This window comes from Pseudomonas sp. PS02290, assembly GCF_029960075.1.
Taxonomy (GTDB): Bacteria; Pseudomonadota; Gammaproteobacteria; order Pseudomonadales; family Pseudomonadaceae; genus Aquipseudomonas.
Window position 1 is genome coordinate 1 of the sequence record NZ_JASCOY010000100.1, and the last position, 16,062, is coordinate 16,062.

The 16,062-nt window shown below is 60.4% G+C and carries 13 protein-coding genes and 1 pseudogene; 8 read left to right on the forward strand and 6 right to left on the reverse strand.

Features of this window, described 5'->3' with window-relative positions:
* Positions 1-234: 234 nt before the first annotated feature.
* The 3 genes from QMX88_RS25230 to QMX88_RS25240 all read right to left on the reverse strand — a co-directional run bounded on the left by QMX88_RS25230 (position 235) and on the right by QMX88_RS25240 (position 2,291).
* Complete coding sequence (locus QMX88_RS25230; protein WP_192173631.1) at positions 235-636, reverse strand: ExbD/TolR family protein; 402 nt, start codon at positions 634-636, stop codon at positions 235-237.
* A gap of 1 nt (position 637) precedes the next feature.
* Positions 638-1,375 (reverse strand): MotA/TolQ/ExbB proton channel family protein, encoded by a 738-nt coding sequence (locus QMX88_RS25235; protein ID WP_282372983.1) that lies wholly within the window; start codon positions 1,373-1,375, stop codon positions 638-640.
* Between the two features lie 94 nt (positions 1,376-1,469).
* Positions 1,470-2,291: an energy transducer TonB gene (locus QMX88_RS25240; protein ID WP_282372984.1), complete on the reverse strand. Its 822-nt coding sequence runs from the start codon at positions 2,289-2,291 to the stop codon at positions 1,470-1,472.
* A 549-nt stretch (positions 2,292-2,840) separates the two neighbouring features.
* Between QMX88_RS25240 and QMX88_RS25245 the strand changes: the two genes are divergently transcribed.
* From QMX88_RS25245 to QMX88_RS25255, 3 genes are all read left to right on the forward strand, one after another.
* On the forward strand, positions 2,841-4,886 hold the full coding sequence (locus QMX88_RS25245) for a TonB-dependent receptor family protein (protein ID WP_282372986.1): 2,046 nt from the start codon (positions 2,841-2,843) through the stop codon (positions 4,884-4,886).
* A 69-nt stretch (positions 4,887-4,955) separates the two neighbouring features.
* Positions 4,956-5,555 carry a histidine phosphatase family protein gene (locus tag QMX88_RS25250; protein WP_192173635.1) on the forward strand — a complete coding sequence of 200 codons (600 nt, stop codon included), beginning with the start codon at positions 4,956-4,958 and terminating at the stop codon, positions 5,553-5,555.
* A 558-nt stretch (positions 5,556-6,113) separates the two neighbouring features.
* Entirely contained in the window at positions 6,114-7,154 is a 1,041-nt protein-coding gene (locus QMX88_RS25255; RefSeq protein ID WP_282372988.1) for an alpha/beta fold hydrolase, read from the forward strand.
* Between the two features lie 87 nt (positions 7,155-7,241).
* Here QMX88_RS25255 and QMX88_RS25260 read toward each other — a convergent pair whose 3' ends face one another.
* On the reverse strand, positions 7,242-8,411 hold the full coding sequence (locus QMX88_RS25260) for a mandelate racemase/muconate lactonizing enzyme family protein (RefSeq protein ID WP_282372989.1): 1,170 nt from the start codon (positions 8,409-8,411) through the stop codon (positions 7,242-7,244).
* Positions 8,412-8,523: 112 nt separating this feature from the next.
* Here QMX88_RS25260 and QMX88_RS25265 point away from each other — a divergent pair, with 112 nt between their 5' ends.
* A complete protein-coding gene (locus QMX88_RS25265; protein ID WP_282372990.1) occupies positions 8,524-9,432 on the forward strand; it encodes a LysR family transcriptional regulator in 909 nt (302 codons plus the stop codon).
* Positions 9,433-9,865: 433 nt separating this feature from the next.
* Here the strand turns inward: QMX88_RS25265 and QMX88_RS25270 are convergent, their stop codons facing one another.
* Positions 9,866-10,780, reverse strand: coding sequence for a LysR family transcriptional regulator (locus QMX88_RS25270; RefSeq protein ID WP_282372991.1), 915 nt, complete (start codon positions 10,778-10,780; stop codon positions 9,866-9,868).
* A 459-nt stretch (positions 10,781-11,239) separates the two neighbouring features.
* Here QMX88_RS25270 and QMX88_RS25275 point away from each other — a divergent pair, with 459 nt between their 5' ends.
* Complete coding sequence (locus tag QMX88_RS25275) at positions 11,240-12,262, forward strand: zinc-dependent alcohol dehydrogenase family protein (protein WP_192173642.1); 1,023 nt, start codon at positions 11,240-11,242, stop codon at positions 12,260-12,262.
* 246 nt (positions 12,263-12,508) lie between these two features.
* Here QMX88_RS25275 and QMX88_RS25280 read toward each other — a convergent pair whose 3' ends face one another.
* Complete coding sequence (locus QMX88_RS25280; protein WP_282372992.1) at positions 12,509-12,697, reverse strand: hypothetical protein; 189 nt, start codon at positions 12,695-12,697, stop codon at positions 12,509-12,511.
* Between the two features lie 87 nt (positions 12,698-12,784).
* Here QMX88_RS25280 and QMX88_RS25285 point away from each other — a divergent pair, with 87 nt between their 5' ends.
* From QMX88_RS25285 to QMX88_RS25295, 3 genes and pseudogenes are all read left to right on the forward strand, one after another.
* Positions 12,785-14,287 carry a hypothetical protein gene (locus QMX88_RS25285; RefSeq protein WP_282372993.1) on the forward strand — a complete coding sequence of 501 codons (1,503 nt, stop codon included), beginning with the start codon at positions 12,785-12,787 and terminating at the stop codon, positions 14,285-14,287.
* A 102-nt stretch (positions 14,288-14,389) separates the two neighbouring features.
* Positions 14,390-15,787: an aminotransferase-like domain-containing protein gene (locus QMX88_RS25290; protein WP_282372994.1), complete on the forward strand. Its 1,398-nt coding sequence runs from the start codon at positions 14,390-14,392 to the stop codon at positions 15,785-15,787.
* Between the two features lie 11 nt (positions 15,788-15,798).
* Positions 15,799-16,062 (forward strand): annotated as a pseudogene (locus tag QMX88_RS25295) (hypothetical protein); the annotation flags it as partial.

The window sequence follows — 16,062 nt, forward strand, 5'->3', positions numbered from 1 at the left end:
GCCGAACGCAGACGACGCGGAGTGGGCCGAGCGGCATGGATGCCGCGAGAGCGCCGTCAGGACATGGATGTCCGTTCGGCGCGGGCCCACGGAGCGTCGTCGGAGTGAGGGAACCCGACGAAGTCGGGCCAAACCGAGAGCAGGCACTTTCGGTTACTTTTAGTGCTTTTTAAAAGTAACTCGCCGAAGGCGAAACGTCTGCCCCCAGGCACACGCTCTTGATCTTCTAAACAGTCATTTAGCCGTAATCACCGAAAGCTTGGTGATCCCGGCCTTCTCGATCGAGGCCATTGCCCGCGCCACTTCGCCGTAATTCACGCCGTTGTCGGCCTGCAACTGCACGCGCACGTCGGCGTTCTTGTCCTTGGCCGCCCTGAGGTTGCTTTCCAGCAGATCCGCCTGAATCTCGTCCTTGTTGATGAACAGCTTGCCCTTGTCGTCGATGCTCACCACCAGCGGGTCCTTTTGCTCCACCGGCGCCACCGCTTCGGTTTTCGGCAGGTTGATCGGGATGGAATTGGTCAACAGCGGCGCCGTCACGATGAATACCACCAACAGCACCAGCATCACGTCCACCAGCGGCGTGACGTTGATTTCGCTCAGCACTTCGTCATTGTCTTGTGTGGAAAAAGCCATCTCAGGACGCCTCCTTCACTTTCTGGCCGGCAGCCGTTGTGCCAGCCGCGGCGCCCGATTTGTTCAGCACCGGATGCAGCAACACGCGGAACGAATGCTTCTGCGCCAGGCTGTAGAAGTCGTGGGCAAAGTCGTCCAGGTCAGCGGCGGTCAGCTTCAGGCGACGCAGGTAATAGTTGTAAACCAGCACCGCCGGTACGGCGACGGCGATACCGACGCCGGTGGCCACCAGTGCGGCGCCAATCGGACCGGCCACGGTTTCAAGGCTGGCCGACCCTGCCGCACTGATGCCTTTGAGCGCTGACATGATCCCCCACACCGTCCCAAACAGGCCGATGAAAGGCGATGTGCTGCCGATACTGGCGAGGATGGCCAGGCCGGTTTCAAGCGACCGCCGCTCGCGCACGATTTGCTGACGCAGGGCGCGTTCGAGTCGATCCTGATGGTTGATCGCCTGGCTCAAATCAGCGGCGTGGCCACCTTCCGGCACTTGAATCGCCGCGTAACCGGCCAGGGCGACGCGGGCGGCGGCACCCGGCCGGGTGTGCGCGAGCTCAGCGGCCGAGTCCAGGCTCGAGGCTGCCCAGAATTGCTTGTGGAATTTCCGGTCCTGCGCCTTGAGGCGAGCAAACTGCAGGCCCTTGAGCAGGGCTAGGCTCCAGGTGGCGACGGAGAAGAGGATCAGCACCCAGATGACGGCGTGTTCAATGGAATCGAAAGGTGAGGCGATAAGGTTCATGTGCGGCTCCAACAAGGCAAATAAGCAAGGCAAAAAGGGGTTAAGCGATGCGCCTTTTGTCAGGTAGCCCGCGATGTTGCGACCAGATGGTCGATCACCTGATCTTGAAGTCGATGGGCACGCTGACCCAGCCGTCGATGGGGTCATTGCCCCGTTTGGCCGGGACGAAACTCCAGCGTTTCACGGCCGCCTGAGCGGCATCGTCAAGTTGCTCATGACCGCTGCTTTTTTGCACCTGGATCTCACTCGGTTTACCGCTGCCCAGCACGTGAACGCGCAGTAATACGGTGCCTTCCCAGTTGCGGCGCATGGCCAGGGCCGGGTATTCCGGCGCAGGGTTGTGCAGGTAACCGGCATTGGCCGAAGCCGGTGTGACCGGTGCAGGCGCGGGTGGCGCAGGCGGTGCGGGCGCGGCGACCGGTTGCGGTGGAGTCGGCGGTGCAGGTGGCTGCTCCGCCGGTTTGGCGACAGGTTTGGGAACGGGCTTGGCGACCGGCTTGGCCTTGGGTTTCGGGACGGGCTTGGGCGGCGGCGGTTTCACGGCCAGTTCGTCTTCTACCGGGGGCGGAGGCTCCTCCACGGGTTGCGCGACGGGCTGGGGCGGTGGCGGTGGCGTCTCGACAACCGGAGGGGCAGGCTGTGAAAACTCGATGGTCATCGGCGGGATTTCCGGCGGGACCACGGGCAGGGTGGCGGCGGGCGAACTATTGATCCAATAGATCACCGCACCGTGCAACACCAGGGCGAAGACGCCCAGCAGCACTGCTTCGCGACGGGTCAATATCTGCCGGGGCGTGGTCTGCAGACGCGACAGCGCCAAAGGGCCTCGGTAAACCCGGCCCAGGTCGAGCAACTCCCCGCCCGGCGCCTGGCGCCAAAGCACATTCAGTGCGTTGGCGGATTGGGCATTGGCCATTGATTAACTCCCAGCTGTTTAACGTAACAATGCGGAACCGAAGTTCCTTGATCCTGTTGATGCCGGTGCCACGTGCACCGGCTTAGTTCAGGGAGCAAGAGCCATACCAAGTGTCCATCCGCCGCAAAATGACCGGTCTAGAGCGTTGCACGACAATTGCTGTTGTGCCATCAGCATTGTTTTGTCGATCAGGTGTTGCGTCAGAAACAGTAGAGGTTATGAGGCGCTTTCATCCGGTTATAGGGGTTTTTCGGGGGGAAGTCATAAACAGGGGTGCAACACCTTTATATGCCTGGCAAGTGTTGGTCACCCGACAGAGTTGCAGCAAAGTGTCGCCTGCCCAACGTTTTAGATAGTAAAAGCCGGATAAACAGGGCCAATAACACGTGGCATGAACTCTGCAAAGTCACTGCCGAGCGCGACTATACGAATAGATGCTCCCACTGACATTTAACTGCGGAGACTCTTGTTTTGACACAGCACTCTTTTAATACGCGCGCTCGGCGCTTCGATCCCTTGGCAACGGCGTCCAGTCTGGGCGTCCTGTTAATGCTGGTCCACGGACCATTGTTCGCCACTGAGGGTGACGCCGAGGGTTCCCAAGACCCGCGACTGGCGACCGTGACGGTGACCGGCGCGGCGGCAAGCGAAGCGCAGAAGGCGGAGCAGCAACTGGCGAAAGTACCCGGCAAGACGGCCGTCATCGATAACCACGAGATTGAAAAAGGCCGCGCTTCCAACGCCGAAGATGTACTGGCCTTGCAGCCCGGTGTATTCGCCCAGGCCACCAGCGGGTCAGCGGCCAACAAGATCTCTATCCGAGGGTCAGGACTGAACACCTTCTATCAAGGCTATGTGCTGGGCATCAAGTTTCTGTTCGACGGCCTGCCGCTGACCGGCCCCGGCGGTACTCAGGAAGACATGCTCGACATGGCCGGTGTTGACCACACGGAAGTGTTATACGGCGCCAACGCCTTTAACTATTCGGCGTTATCGCTGGGCGGGGCGATCAACTTCGTCAGCAAGACCGGCCGCACCGACCCCGGCAGTTACGCGCGCTTCGAAGCCGGAAGTTATGGCTATCGCAAGCAGGTATTAAGCACCGGCGGCGTAAAAGGTAACGCTGATTATTACGTCAGCCTGCAACATAACGAGCGTGATGGTTATCAGGACGACACGGCGAATAAAGGGCAGGGCATCGTCGCCAACTTCGGTTATGTGTTCAATCCCAAGCTGGAAACCCGGTTCTTCCTGCGTTATCGAGAGGAGACCCTCAGCCAGGGCAACACGCTGACGAAGTACCAGATCAAACACGACCCGAAAAGCAACGCCGTGCCATTCGGTCGCAAGAAGGACGGCACGACACTGCTTGGCAGCAAAACCACTTACACCTTCGACGACAATGCCAAGCTGGAAGTCGGCCTGGGCTACAACGATTACCCGCTCTATAACGGCTGGCGCTACTCGGCGACGCCCCAGGACTGGCGCTCGAAGGACATCAACCTGACCTTGCGATACCTGCGCACAGGCGACACTTTTCTGGGTTTGAACAGCGACAGCACCGCCACCTTCAGCACCACCCAGGCGTACCTCGCCGACGTCAAATCCCACAGCAAGGCGACCGGGACCAAACAGCAGGAAGCGAACTATACCGGCTCGCGTGACACGGTTTTCTCGCTGGGCAACGAGCTGCAGTTGACAGATGACCTCTGGCTGTCGACCGGGCTGTCGTTCATGGACATCAAGCGCAAGGCGGAAATCGAATACACCACCGGGGTCAATACCACCGCGTTTCCCAACGGCGTCGAATACCAAGAGCATGACCTCGCGCCGCGTATTGGCCTGCGCTACAAAATCTCCCCCGAATTCGAGCTGTTCGGCAACGTCAGCCGTTCCATTGACCCACCCGTGACCTGGCAACTGGGCAGCACCGGGACGCCCTACATCCAGGACGTCCGGCCGCAGAAGGCCAACACGGTTGAGCTGGGCATTCGAGGAGCGCACGGGATTTTCGACGGCAGCCTGACGCTGTATCGCTCGTGGGTGCAGAAGGAGTTGCTGTCGGTGGTGGTGCGTCAGGCCACCGCGACGCAGGACCCGTTGATCGCCACCTCAAACGGCAGCGGCACGATTCATCAAGGCATCGAGGCCGGTCTGAACGCGTTGTTGTGGGAAGGACAGGGTGACACCCTCACCTTGCGTCAGGCGTTCACGTACAACGATTTCCATTACCGCAATGACGCGACTTTCGGCGACAACGAGCTGCCGGGTCTGCCGCGTCAGGTCTACCAGGCCGCACTCGAATATCGGCAGGCCAGCGGTTTCTATGCCGAAGTCAACGCGCGTTCTGCTTCCAGCTACTACGTCGATTTCGCCAATTCGTTGCATGCGCCTTCCTATACGCTGTGGGGGGCGAAAGTAGGGTATGAAGCGCCAGGCCGGAAATGGGAGGTGTTCGTCGATGCCCGCAACCTGACCAACGAGCGCTATGCCACAGCGTCCAACACGGCGTACGACGCACGAGGGCAAGACTCGGCCAACTTCTACGTTGGTGATCCGATCAACGTGACCACGGGTGTTTCTTACCGCTTCTGATCCGGTCACGCCGGCCTGCCATCCAGCGGGCCATCATCGGAATCTGCCGCCATCGACGGGAGACATTGCATGCGCTTATACGTCGTACGTCACGGCCAGACCCAGGCCAACGCCGAACACCGTTACCTCGGCGCCCTCGATCCCGGCCTGACTGCGACCGGTCGCGAACAGGCGGCGGCGTTGCGTCTGGAATGGCCTGACTCGATCCGCCGCATCGTCACCTCCCCCTTGCAGCGCGCCCGGCAGACTGCCGACATTCTCAACTACCGATTGGACCTGCCCTTGCAGGTGATTCCGGCGTTTCGCGAGAGGGATGTCGGCGTGTTCGAGGGGCTGACCCAAGCCGAAGCGCAGGCGCGCTATCCGGAGATGTGGCAGCGCAACATCACGCGCCAGTGGGACAGCGGACCGCCGGGAGGAGAGTCAATCGCGGACGTGGTCAAGCGGGTTCACGACGGTCTGATTGCCCTGATCAGCTTGCCTGCGGCCGAGGATCTTCTGCTGGTGGGCCACGGCTTTGTGGCGAAAACCATTCGGGCGCTGGTGAACCGGGATTTCTCGGACTTTTTCGACTGGCAACTGGGCAATGGACACTGGCTGGTGCTGGAGCATGTCGAGCGGGTTGCCGATTACAGAGTGCCGGTGGCAAGTCCGTTGCCAGGTGCGTGACGGGGCTTACATTTGCGGCGTGACGCCTGACGCTTTCCCGGCTAAAGCCAGCCCTACCGGGATGCACGGTGCTTTTAGTGGGACCGGCTTCAGCCGGGAAGAGGCCGGCATTAGCACCCACACATTTGCAGCGTGACCACTGACGCTTTCCCGGCTAAAGCCTGTCCTACCGGGATGCACGGTGCTTTTAGTGGGACCGGCTTCAGCCGGGAAGAGGCCGGCATGAGCACCCACACATTTGCAGCGTGACCACTGACGCTTTCCCGGCTAAAGCCAGTCCTACCGGGATGCACGGTGCTTTTAGTGGGACCGGCTTCAGCCGGGAAGAGGCCGGCATGAGCACCCTCACAGTTGCAGCGTGACCCCCGACGTCTTCCCGGCTAAAGCCGGTCCTACTAAGGCGTGCGGTATTTTGGTGAGCCCGCGTTTACGCTCGGTTTTCCCATGAGACCTGGCCGCGTTGCAAAAACCGCAATGGTGAGTTGAGTTTCCTGGTGATTCACGGCCGTTGCAGCAGCCAATAGGATTCAGCATGAACTCACTCATGCAGGTCTCCTAATGACTACTTTCGATTCGGCCAACGCCTCGAACAGCAAACCCGGCGTCAGTCGCCGCGGCATCTTGCAAGCGTCTGCGGTTGGAGCAGCGTCTGCGTTGGCTGCTTCACTCGTGAGCGCTGCACCCGCCAGCGCACGTCCTTCTGCCCGGCACAGTAGCGTCGAGTTCGATGATGCCTTCCGGGTCACGTTCCACACGCAAAAGGTCGGCGATGTCGAAGTGTTTTACCGCGAGGTCGGCGCGAAGGATGCGCCAGTGCTCTTGCTGCTCCACGGCTTCCCGACCGCTAGCCATATGTTCCGTAACCTCATGCCGCTCCTGGCCAGCCAATACCGCCTGATTGCCCCGGATTTGCCCGGTTTCGGCAACACCCTGGCACCGCCGCGAGGCCAGTTCGATTACACCTTCGACAACCTTTACAAAGTGGTCGAGGGCTTCACCGAAGCCCTGGGGCTGACTCGATACGCGCTGTACATCTTCGACTACGGGGCGCCCACCGGCCTGCGCCTCGCGGCCGCCAACCCGGAGAAGGTGACGGCAATCATCAGCCAGAACGGCAACGCCTACCTGGAAGGTTTCAGCGATCAGTGGGACCCGTGGCAGGCCTATTGGCGTGATCCTTCGCCAGCCAATCGCGAAGCCTGTCGCCCGTCGCTGTCGCCCAAGACCATCCGCGACTGGCAATACGGCACCGGTGCTGATCCCGCGAAGCTCTCACCCGACGGCTACAACCTGGACATCCTGTACATGGCACGGCCCGGCGCGGAGGACATCCAACTGGACCTGATTCTCGACTACCGCACCAACGTCGCCGCCTATCCCGCGTTCCAGGCGTATCTGCGCAAGCATCAACCCCCATTACTCGCGGTGTGGGGCAAGCACGACCCGGCCTTCATCCCTCCGGGTGCGCTGGCGTTTCGCAAGGACATCCCGACTGCCGAGGTGCATCTTCTGGAGGCCGGCCACTTCGCCCTGGAGACCCATGCGCCGGAGGTTGCGCAGTACATTCGGGATTTCCTGTCGCGAACGCTGCAGGCGTGAAGACGCCGGTCATGCCACGTCTGAGGTGCAATGACCGGAGCATTTCGCGGATCAGCTGCGGGGCAAGAGGGCTGACGCGATCGCCAATCAGCCTTCACCCAACTCGCGCATCACGGCGTACAAGGCGGACTTCGCTTCAAAGCCAACCCCAGGAATATCCGGCAATCCGACGTAGCTGTTTTCCACCTTGATCCCGTCAGCGAAACCGCCGAAGGGCTGGAACACGTCCGGGTAGGATTCGTTGCCGCCCAAGTGCAGACCGGCGGCGATGTTCAAGGACATCTGGTGACCACCGTGTGGCACCACGCGGCGGGACGACCAGCCCATGTCTTCCATTACTTTCAGGGTGCGCATGTATTCCACCAGTCCGTAGGACAGCGCGCAATCGAACTGCAGAAAGTCGCGATCAGGGCGCATGCCGCCATGGCGCAGCAGGTTGCGGGCGTCTTGATGGGAGAACAGGTTTTCACCGGTGGCCATGGGCAGTTCGTAGTGATTGGCGAGCTCGGCCTGGAGCGCGTAATCCAGCGGGTCACCGACTTCTTCGTACCAGAAGAGGTTGTACGGCTTGATGGCTTCTGCGTAGGCAATGCCGGTTTCCAGATCGAAACGGCCGTTGGCATCCACCGCCAGACGGCGCCCGTCACCCACCACCTCCAGCACCGCCTCGATGCGGCGGATGTCTTCGTCAAGTGGGACCGCGCCGATCTTCATTTTGACCACGTCATAACCGCGATCCAGATAGCTCTGCATCTCTGCCTTGAGCTTGGTCTGGTCCTTGCCGGGGTAGTAATAGCCGCCCGCTGCATAGACCCAGACTTTGTCGTCGGCCACGCCGTTACGGTAGCGGTCAGCCAGCAGGCGATAGAGCGGTTTGCCTTCGATTTTGGCGACTGCGTCCCAGACCGCCATGTCGATAGTGCCCACGGCGACCGAGCGCTCACCGTGACCGCCCGGCTTTTCGTTGGTCATCAGGGCTTTCCAGATGGCGAACGGGTCCAGGTTATTGTTTTCGTGATCGACAAGGGTGTCGGGGTCCGCTTCGGTGATGCGTGCCAGAAAGCGATCACGCATCAGCGCGCCCTGGCCGTAGCGACCGTTGGAATTGAAGCCATAGCCGATAACCGGTTTGCCGTCGCGAATCACGTCGGTGATCACTGCAACGACCGAGCAGGTCATCTTGGAAAAATCGATGTAGGCGTTGGCGATGGGCGAGGCGATGGAGACGGTTTTCTCACGAATGTCGACGATGTGCATGGCGGGTTACTCTTGTTGTTCGTGCTGTTGTTCGTGGCCCCACGTTAGGCTTTGCGACGCCAACCGCCCAATGCTATTAATGCCGCACCCTATGCACAGGAGGCATGGCCCCTTGGAACTCGTCTGGCTCGAAGACCTTTCAGCGCTGGCGGAGTACGGCAGCTTTGTCCGTGCCGCCGAAGCAAGGCATGTTACCCAGCCGGCCTTTAGCCGCAGGGTTCGCTCGCTGGAGAACTGGATGGGGGTGGAGTTGTTCGTGCGCACACCCCAGGGCGCGACGCTGACGGAAGCCGGCCGGCAGATTTTGCCCAGCGCTCAGGAGGCCGCCCGGCACCTGTACCGGATGCGCAACGAGGCTCAGGAAGTGGCCGGCATGGCAGCGCGGTCACTCAAGTTCGCGGCGACGCATTCGCTGTCGTTCACCTTCTTCCCCAAGTGGCTGCGAAGCTCGGAAAATGGCGCGCTCATCGAAGCCGTGCAGCTGCATTCCGACAGCATGGCCGTCTGCGAGCAGATGCTGATCCACGGTCAGGTGCAGTTCATGCTCTGCCATCGCCACCCCGACGTCCCTCCGTTGCTGGCGCCTGATCAGTTCATCAGCAAAAAAGTGGGTGAGGACGTGCTGGTGCCCCTGGCGAACACATCGACCCGATTCGGCACCGCGCCGGCGGCATTGCCGTATCTGGCTTACACCCATGAATCCGGGCTGGGCCGTATCGTCGCGCACCGACTGCGGGGCAAGGAAGATTACCTTCACCTCAAACCACTTTTCAGCAGCCACCTTGCCGCGGTGCTCATGTCCATGGCCCTGGAAAGCAAAGGCGTGGCGTGGCTGCCGAAAAGCCTCACCGAGCAGGAAGTGCTGGAAGGGCGGTTGGTCCGAGCACTGGATGAAAGCTGGGATATTCCGCTGGAGATTCATCTGACACGGCCGAAGGCAAAATTGAGTCAGGCGGCAGAGGCATTTTGGGGCGAAGCGGGCAGCGGTGGCGGGCTGGCGTTGGATGGACGGGCGGGTTGATGCGATCTTCTTTCGAAACCCCTAACCAAGGCTCGAAAATGGTAGCCAGACCGGAGTAGTACGCGAAAACGTTAATTCGATGGCGTGAAAGTATTCTTACATCTGGAGGCGCCATACCAATTCTCTTAGGCCAGCTTCGGCGTGGAAGTACCGCCTGATAGTCCGACGTTTCCGGCGTAAACATGAGAGTCGTCCCCTGTTCGGGACAGATAACCGTGGCCGTCTTTACGCTTACTTTCAGGATCTCCGCCTGCAACTTGGGAAATGGGTTTGTCACGACATCAGTAATGCGCAACTCCATCCTGCAGATTTGCCACGATGATGCCAGGGCGGGTTGGCACAACAGTGAAAGCATCACAGTAAACAGCACGTAGTAGGGTGCCCGATTTTTCATGGTTGGGATTGCTCTTCAATCAATGTGTCGGGCCATTCATTACAAACTATCCGGATCCCCAAAAAACATCTGAATCCGCGACCTTAACCATCTTTCCCCCGGATCATTGTCCTGCGACCCACGCCAAGCCATGTGCAGCTCAAACGTACGCGATTCAATCGGCAACTCTTCCGCACGCACCCCCCCGGCAGCCGTCAGCACGGCAGCCGCGTAATCCGGCACGGTCGCCACAATGTCAGTCCCGGCAATCAGTGTCGCCAGCCCGTTGAACTGGGGAACCGCCAGCACGACATGGCGTTTGCGGCCGATTTTTTCCAGGTGTTCGTCGATGAAGCCGCCCAGGTCGCCGGCGAAGGACACCAGTGCGTGGGGGCGGGCGCAGAAGTCGTCCAGGGTGATCGGCCCCGGCATGGTGTCGGCGCGCAGCAGTTTGGGTTTGCTACGGCGCAGCACTTTGCGCTTGGCATTGGCGGGGAGGTCGTCGGTGTAGCTGACGCCGATGGAGATTTCGCCGGAAGACAGCAGCGCCGGCATGAGGATGTAGTTGGTGCGGCGCACGACCAGCACGATGCCGGGCGACTCCGAGCGCAGGCGCTTGAGCAGCGAGGGCAGCAGGGCGAACTCGACTTCATCGGACAGGCCGATGCGGAACACTGCGGTGCTGGTGGCCGGGTCGAAGTCGGCAGCGCGGCTGACGGCGGTGGAAATGGAGTCCAGGGCAGGGGACAACAGGCCAAAGATCTCGATGGCCCGCGCGGTGGGTTCCATGCTGCGCCCGGTGCGCACGAACAGCGGATCGTCGAACAGCCCGCGCAATCGCGACAGCGCCGCACTGATCGCCGGCTGACCGAGGAACAGCTTCTCAGCAGCGCGTGTGACGCTGCGTTCGTGCATCAATGTTTCGAAAACGATGAGCAGATTGAGGTCGACGCGACGCAGGTCGTTGCGATTCATGACGGGGGTCTCGGGGGCATTGGTCGATACATTGGCGGCCCAGACGCGCGCCACGTGTTCAGCTCAGGCAGGGATATTACGGGTAAATACCGGTTGTCTGCATCGTTGAATTTTCCTGCATCCCTGTAAATGAGCTTCGTACCATGCCGCCGATAGGCCTCGATGAAACCTTGACGAGTAAAAACACACCAATGCCTACATACTGGCCCTTTGTAATCCGGGCCGACGCAGCCAGCGTGGAACAAGGGATTCATCGATATTTGGCCTCTGGGTTGCAATGTCGCGGTGCGCACCCAACAATGTGCGCCCTGCAGGCCCGGGACGGCCGCTTGAGATTCAGCGCTGCCTGCACCATCAGAATCGATGGCAGGCATGTCGACTATTAATAGCCACTGATAGTGTTACCGGCGGCGCCCGGATAGAGTTCATGGCATCAAGGTTCATAAGGCGAGGTTCGAAATGTCCCGCACGATCCGTTTTCATCAGTTCGGTCCGGCCGAGGTGCTCAAAGTAGAAGAGCTGCCGGTCGCGTTGCCTGCACCCGGTGAGGTGCAAGTGCGCGTCCAGGCGATCGGCGTCACCTGGTACGACGTGCTGTGGCGGCAAAATCTGGCTTCATCCCAAGCTCGCCTGCCGGCCGGTCTGGGTTCCGAAATGGCGGGCGTCATTACCGCCATCGGCGATGGCGTGACCGACCTGAAAGTCGGCGACAAGGTTGCCAGCTTCCCTTCGGCTGACGTCAATGTGTACCCGGTCTACGGCGAGTTGATCCTGTTGCCTCGCACCTCCGTGACGCATTACCCGGACGTGCTGACGCCCAATCAGGCGGCCGTTCACTACACGCCAATGCTGGTGGCGTATTTTGCTTTCGTTGAACTGGCACGGTCCAAACCCGGGCAAACGGCGCTGGTCACCGATGCCAGCCACTGCGCGGGCCCTGCGTTTCTGCAACTGGGCAAGGCGCTCGGCATCAAGGTGATTGCCGCGACCAAGACCGACGCCTGCCGCGAATACCTGCTGAAAATGGGTGCGGACAAGGTGATCGTCACCGAAGAAGAGGATCTGCTTCTGACGATCAACCGCTACACCGACAACCGCGGCGTGGACATTGTCCTCGACGGTCTGGGCGGCCCGCAGATGTCGATTCTGGGTGATGTGCTGGCGCCACGTGGCAGCCTGATTCTCTATGGCCTGCAAGGCGGCAACCAGACGCCATTCCCGGCGTGTGCAGCGTTCCAGAAGAACATTCAGTTCTTTGTGCACTGCGTTGGCAACTTCACCGGCAAGCCTGAGCTGGGCATCAAGCAGGACGAAGAAGCGATCAAGCGTGCATTGCGCGACATCAACCAGATGACGGCAGATGGCATGCTGGTGCCGCAGATCACCAAGGTGTTCCCCTTCGATCAACTGGTCGAGGCGCATCGTTTGATGGACGGTTGCCCGGTGGGCGGTCGCGTGGTGGTTGAGGTTGATCCATCCTGAGTGCAGACCATCGCGCTCATTGAATGCTCGACGCTTTTGACCTGGCGTCGGGATTGAGGTGTCGGAGACCGGGTTCCAGGTAACCGCCCTGTCAGTCACCGGTCACGTTGCATCACTCAAGCCTTCCCGAATGTTCTGGAAGGCTTTTTTGTTTATCGGATGTTTAATTGAATGGTCAATCCGCCAAGTGTGTGTGGTTATAAGTCTTTTCGAATCAATGGACTGTTCGTTTTAATAAACCCTTATTTAAACATCCTCGTTTAATGCCTGTTCGGATTTGTCGAAAAGAGAAGCTTCACGTGTCGGCAGTAGCTGGCTTGTAATTGTTTCGCATGCGTCGATAATAGTTTCAATAATTACATGCTCAAGGAACGAGTCGATGCCTGTTGACCTGCCGCCCTCTGCTTTGCCTGATAACCGGCCCGCTGCACTCATGACTATCGGGACTCCCTCATGTATGGATATCAAGCCAACAATAGGGAACAGCGTTGCCTCGCTGACCAGTCGTCGGGTATCAAAGCCATGAGTTCAATGCACGAACAGGCCATGAGCTACGTCTATCAGCAAGTGCTGCAACGCCTCTCGGGTTATTTGAATCGCAACGAACGAACCGCCCTTCAGTTATTGATCCAGCGTTTGATCGTCGCTGCGGGCGGCATAGACAGGATCGGCGGCTATAAAGTGCTGGTGGCATTCAGCGGCGGCAAGGACAGCGCCTATACCGTGGCCATGTTGCGTGCCGCTCAACTGAGCATCGCCGCACGGGGGCCGGCAACGTTCAGGCTGCGGGTCGCCAATATGCGCCATGCAGGCATTACTTCGGCGGTGATGGGCAACATCGACCGCTGTTATTCGGCGCTGTTTCTGCACGACGACCCGAGGGTCGAGCTGTTGGTGATCGATCACCAGTACGTGCAGATTTTCGAGCCCGATTTGCCTGTTTCGACCGCGGGTCGTGAGCAGAATCGCTCCGACGTGCTGCTGGGCGGGCATCTGACGGCTGGCGATGCGCGGACTACCTTCTGCAACAGCTGCTACCTGGGCATGGCGGACTTCATGGTTCGCGCTGCTTGTTGGGGTGGCGGGGTGAATGCGGTCATCAGCGGCGACTCGCTCAAGGAGCAGAAGCAATACGCGACGTGGATTATGCGTCTGGCGCGCCATGGCGGGCAGAAAATCGAGCCCTGGCACACCTTGGGTTTCAGCGGGGCATTAAGCGTCATCGACAGTGTCGGGCGCGCCTATTACGAGGAGCTGTACGGCGAGTCGGCGGAAGCGTCGGGCTGCTGCCGGCCCCCGGTCTACCCGAATAGAACCATTGCCCCGACCTTGCTGACCGCCGCGGACCTCATCGGCTTTCGCACGGAGGAACACTGGGGGCTTCTCACTGATTTTCTGGGCTTTCGCTTTGATGACCTGGCGTTCAGCTTCAGTGAATCGGACTGCGCCAATCCGCTGCTGATGGCCCATCTGCGCGGGCTCAAGGCCGAATTTATAGAGGGGCGTGCCTACAACGATGGCATCGCCGAGTACCTGGAGCTGGCGGCGGCCATGATGCGCCGCAAACGCATGCCTGCCCGATTGATCGCTCAGGCCTTGGCCGCCTACGACAGCCCGGAAAAAATCGACGATCGCCGGCAGCTTGCCGAAGGCTACGGCCAGGAAGCTTTCGGCCTGGGCGAGACGCAATGGGTGTGCCTGCTGTTCTCGCCATTTGTGGACGCCGGCGCACGGCTCGAGGATTTCCTGCGTCGCTATCACCCCGGCATGCTGGTGGGGCTCAGTGATCTGCACAAGACCCTCGCCGGGCAACTCGTCCCGGACCTGGTGCCGCACTGGCTTGTGGAAGTCAGCGGCCTGAGCCTGAAGGGGCTGCAATCGCTCTACGCCAAGCGCCACGTGGACTTCAACGACGACCGTTCGATCATCGCCCGGGTCCGTGCCAGCGATCCCGACAAGCGCCGGGTGGCGACGGTCGATCCGCATACCGGCGCCCTGACCACGGAACTGATTTCGGGGCGTTGAACGCTGCGAGGTGAACTGACGCGACGTGCTGCGTTGAGCCTCGGGTGGTCGACGGGGCGCTTTCTCAATGACCCTGCGCCTGGCGCACGGATGGGGTGTTCGATGAATAACAACAAGACCGACTTTGCCTATCAGATGGTGTACCGCTACCTGCTCAGGCTGACCAACGAACTGTCCGCCGGACCAGCTGTGCGCTTGCCCTCGTTGCGCCTCCTGGCGCGACGGCTGCGGGTGTCGATTTCCACGGTGCAAAACGCCTATAGCCTGCTCGAAAAAGAAGGGCGCATCTGCTCCGTGCCCAAGTCCGGTTATTTCGCGCTGCCCAACCCCTGCAACGACATGCCGCTGGAAGGCGATGACGTCTTCACGCGTTTTCATGCCAGCGCCCGGCGCCCGGACATGTTCGTCTTCGGCGCCGACGAGCCGACGCTGTTGCTGTCGCTTCACGGCGCGTTGTTGAGCGTTGAGCGCGACCTCATGCGTCATTATCCCTGCCAGCCCGACCCGCGATTTCAGCCCTTCGGTGATGTCGAGTTGCGCACGGCGCTGGCCGGCCACTACACCTCGTCCACCGAGCATTGCTGGCACCCGGACAACGTGTTCATCGGGCCGGACAAGACCGGCGTGCTGAAGACGGTGATTGAAGCGCTGCAACTGCGCGACGGCGCCGTGCTGGTGGAGTCGCCGTGCGGCTGGAGCATTCTGCGCACGCTGCAGGCCTACGGGATTCGGGTGATTGAAATCTGCACCGACGCGCAAGGGGCAATCGACGTCGATGAGCTGGGCGCGGTGATCCAGCGGGAAGCGGTGAAGATGGCGATTGTGTCGTCGCAGATGGACCCGATTCGCGGGCAATTGATGCCTTCCGCCCAGCGGGCGCGGTTGGCGGAGGTATTGAATCTGCATGGGTTGTGGGTGCTGGAGAACGATACCCATGGGGCCCTGTGTTTCGAGGAGGACCGTTCGCCGTTTCGGGATTTGATTGATCCGGAGCGGCTGCTGGTGGTGGGTGCGTTCGACAAGATGATCGGGCTGGAGGCGCCGTTCGGGTATTTGTTGAGCAGGCATTCGCGGGCGCTGTTGCATCAGCAGTGGGTGTTGCGTTCGTTCCGTTTGCCGCCGGTTCGGCAGAAGGCGATTGCGCGGTTGTATGCGTCGGGGCAGTTTGATCGGCACATGCGGGAGTTGCGTGGCTGTCTTGAGCAGCGGGTCGGTGAGTTGGCAAGCGGGGTGGAGGCGTATCTGGGGGATGAGGTGGCGTTTGTGCGTGCTCGGGGTGGTGCTTCGCTCTGGCTGGAGAGTGTGCATCGGGTGGATACGGCGCGGGTGTTCAATCGGTTGCTGGAGCAGCGGATTGTTGTGGCGCCGGGGGAGTTGTTCAGTGTGCGGGGGTTGCATCAGCAGTGTGTGCGGATCAGCGGGACGGTGGATTGGGATCAGAATATTGAGTCGATGCTGGTGGTTGTTCGCAATGCGTTGGTCCAAGAGCGGCTTGTTTAACGGTGCGGCTTATGCAGATCAAGATCAAGATCAAGATCAAGATCAAGATCAAGATCAAGATCAAGATCAAGGGCGTCGGCCTAACGGCCTCGGTTTCGCCTTCGGCGAGTTACTTGGAAAAGTCGAAAGTCGCACCATCCCCAAGTAACCAAGGGTGCTTGCTCCTGGTTGGGTTCCTCCTTCGTCGGAATACCCTCACTCCGACGACGCTCCGTGGGCCCGCCGCCATCCGCCATCCATGGCGGGGGGCGGCTCTCGCGGCATCCATGCCGCTC

Bases quoted from the DNA above. Each gene is read 5' to 3' on its own strand.
- QMX88_RS25230 (WP_192173631.1), bottom strand. From the start codon at position 636: ATGGCTTTTTCCACACAAGACAATGACGAAGTGCTGAGCGAAATCAAC.
- QMX88_RS25235 (WP_282372983.1), bottom strand. From the start codon at position 1,375: ATGAACCTTATCGCCTCACCTTTCGATTCCATTGAACACGCCGTCATC.
- QMX88_RS25250 (WP_192173635.1), top strand. From the start codon at position 4,956: ATGCGCTTATACGTCGTACGTCACGGCCAGACCCAGGCCAACGCCGAA.
- QMX88_RS25290 (WP_282372994.1), top strand. From the start codon at position 14,390: ATGAATAACAACAAGACCGACTTTGCCTATCAGATGGTGTACCGCTAC.
- QMX88_RS25260 (WP_282372989.1), bottom strand. From the start codon at position 8,411: ATGCACATCGTCGACATTCGTGAGAAAACCGTCTCCATCGCCTCGCCC.
- QMX88_RS25285 (WP_282372993.1), top strand. From the start codon at position 12,785: ATGAGTTCAATGCACGAACAGGCCATGAGCTACGTCTATCAGCAAGTG.
- QMX88_RS25275 (WP_192173642.1), top strand. From the start codon at position 11,240: ATGTCCCGCACGATCCGTTTTCATCAGTTCGGTCCGGCCGAGGTGCTC.
- QMX88_RS25255 (WP_282372988.1), top strand. From the start codon at position 6,114: ATGACTACTTTCGATTCGGCCAACGCCTCGAACAGCAAACCCGGCGTC.
- QMX88_RS25280 (WP_282372992.1), bottom strand. From the start codon at position 12,697: ATGAGTGCAGCGGGCCGGTTATCAGGCAAAGCAGAGGGCGGCAGGTCA.
- QMX88_RS25245 (WP_282372986.1), top strand. From the start codon at position 2,841: ATGCTGGTCCACGGACCATTGTTCGCCACTGAGGGTGACGCCGAGGGT.
- QMX88_RS25240 (WP_282372984.1), bottom strand. From the start codon at position 2,291: ATGGCCAATGCCCAATCCGCCAACGCACTGAATGTGCTTTGGCGCCAG.
- QMX88_RS25270 (WP_282372991.1), bottom strand. From the start codon at position 10,780: ATGAATCGCAACGACCTGCGTCGCGTCGACCTCAATCTGCTCATCGTT.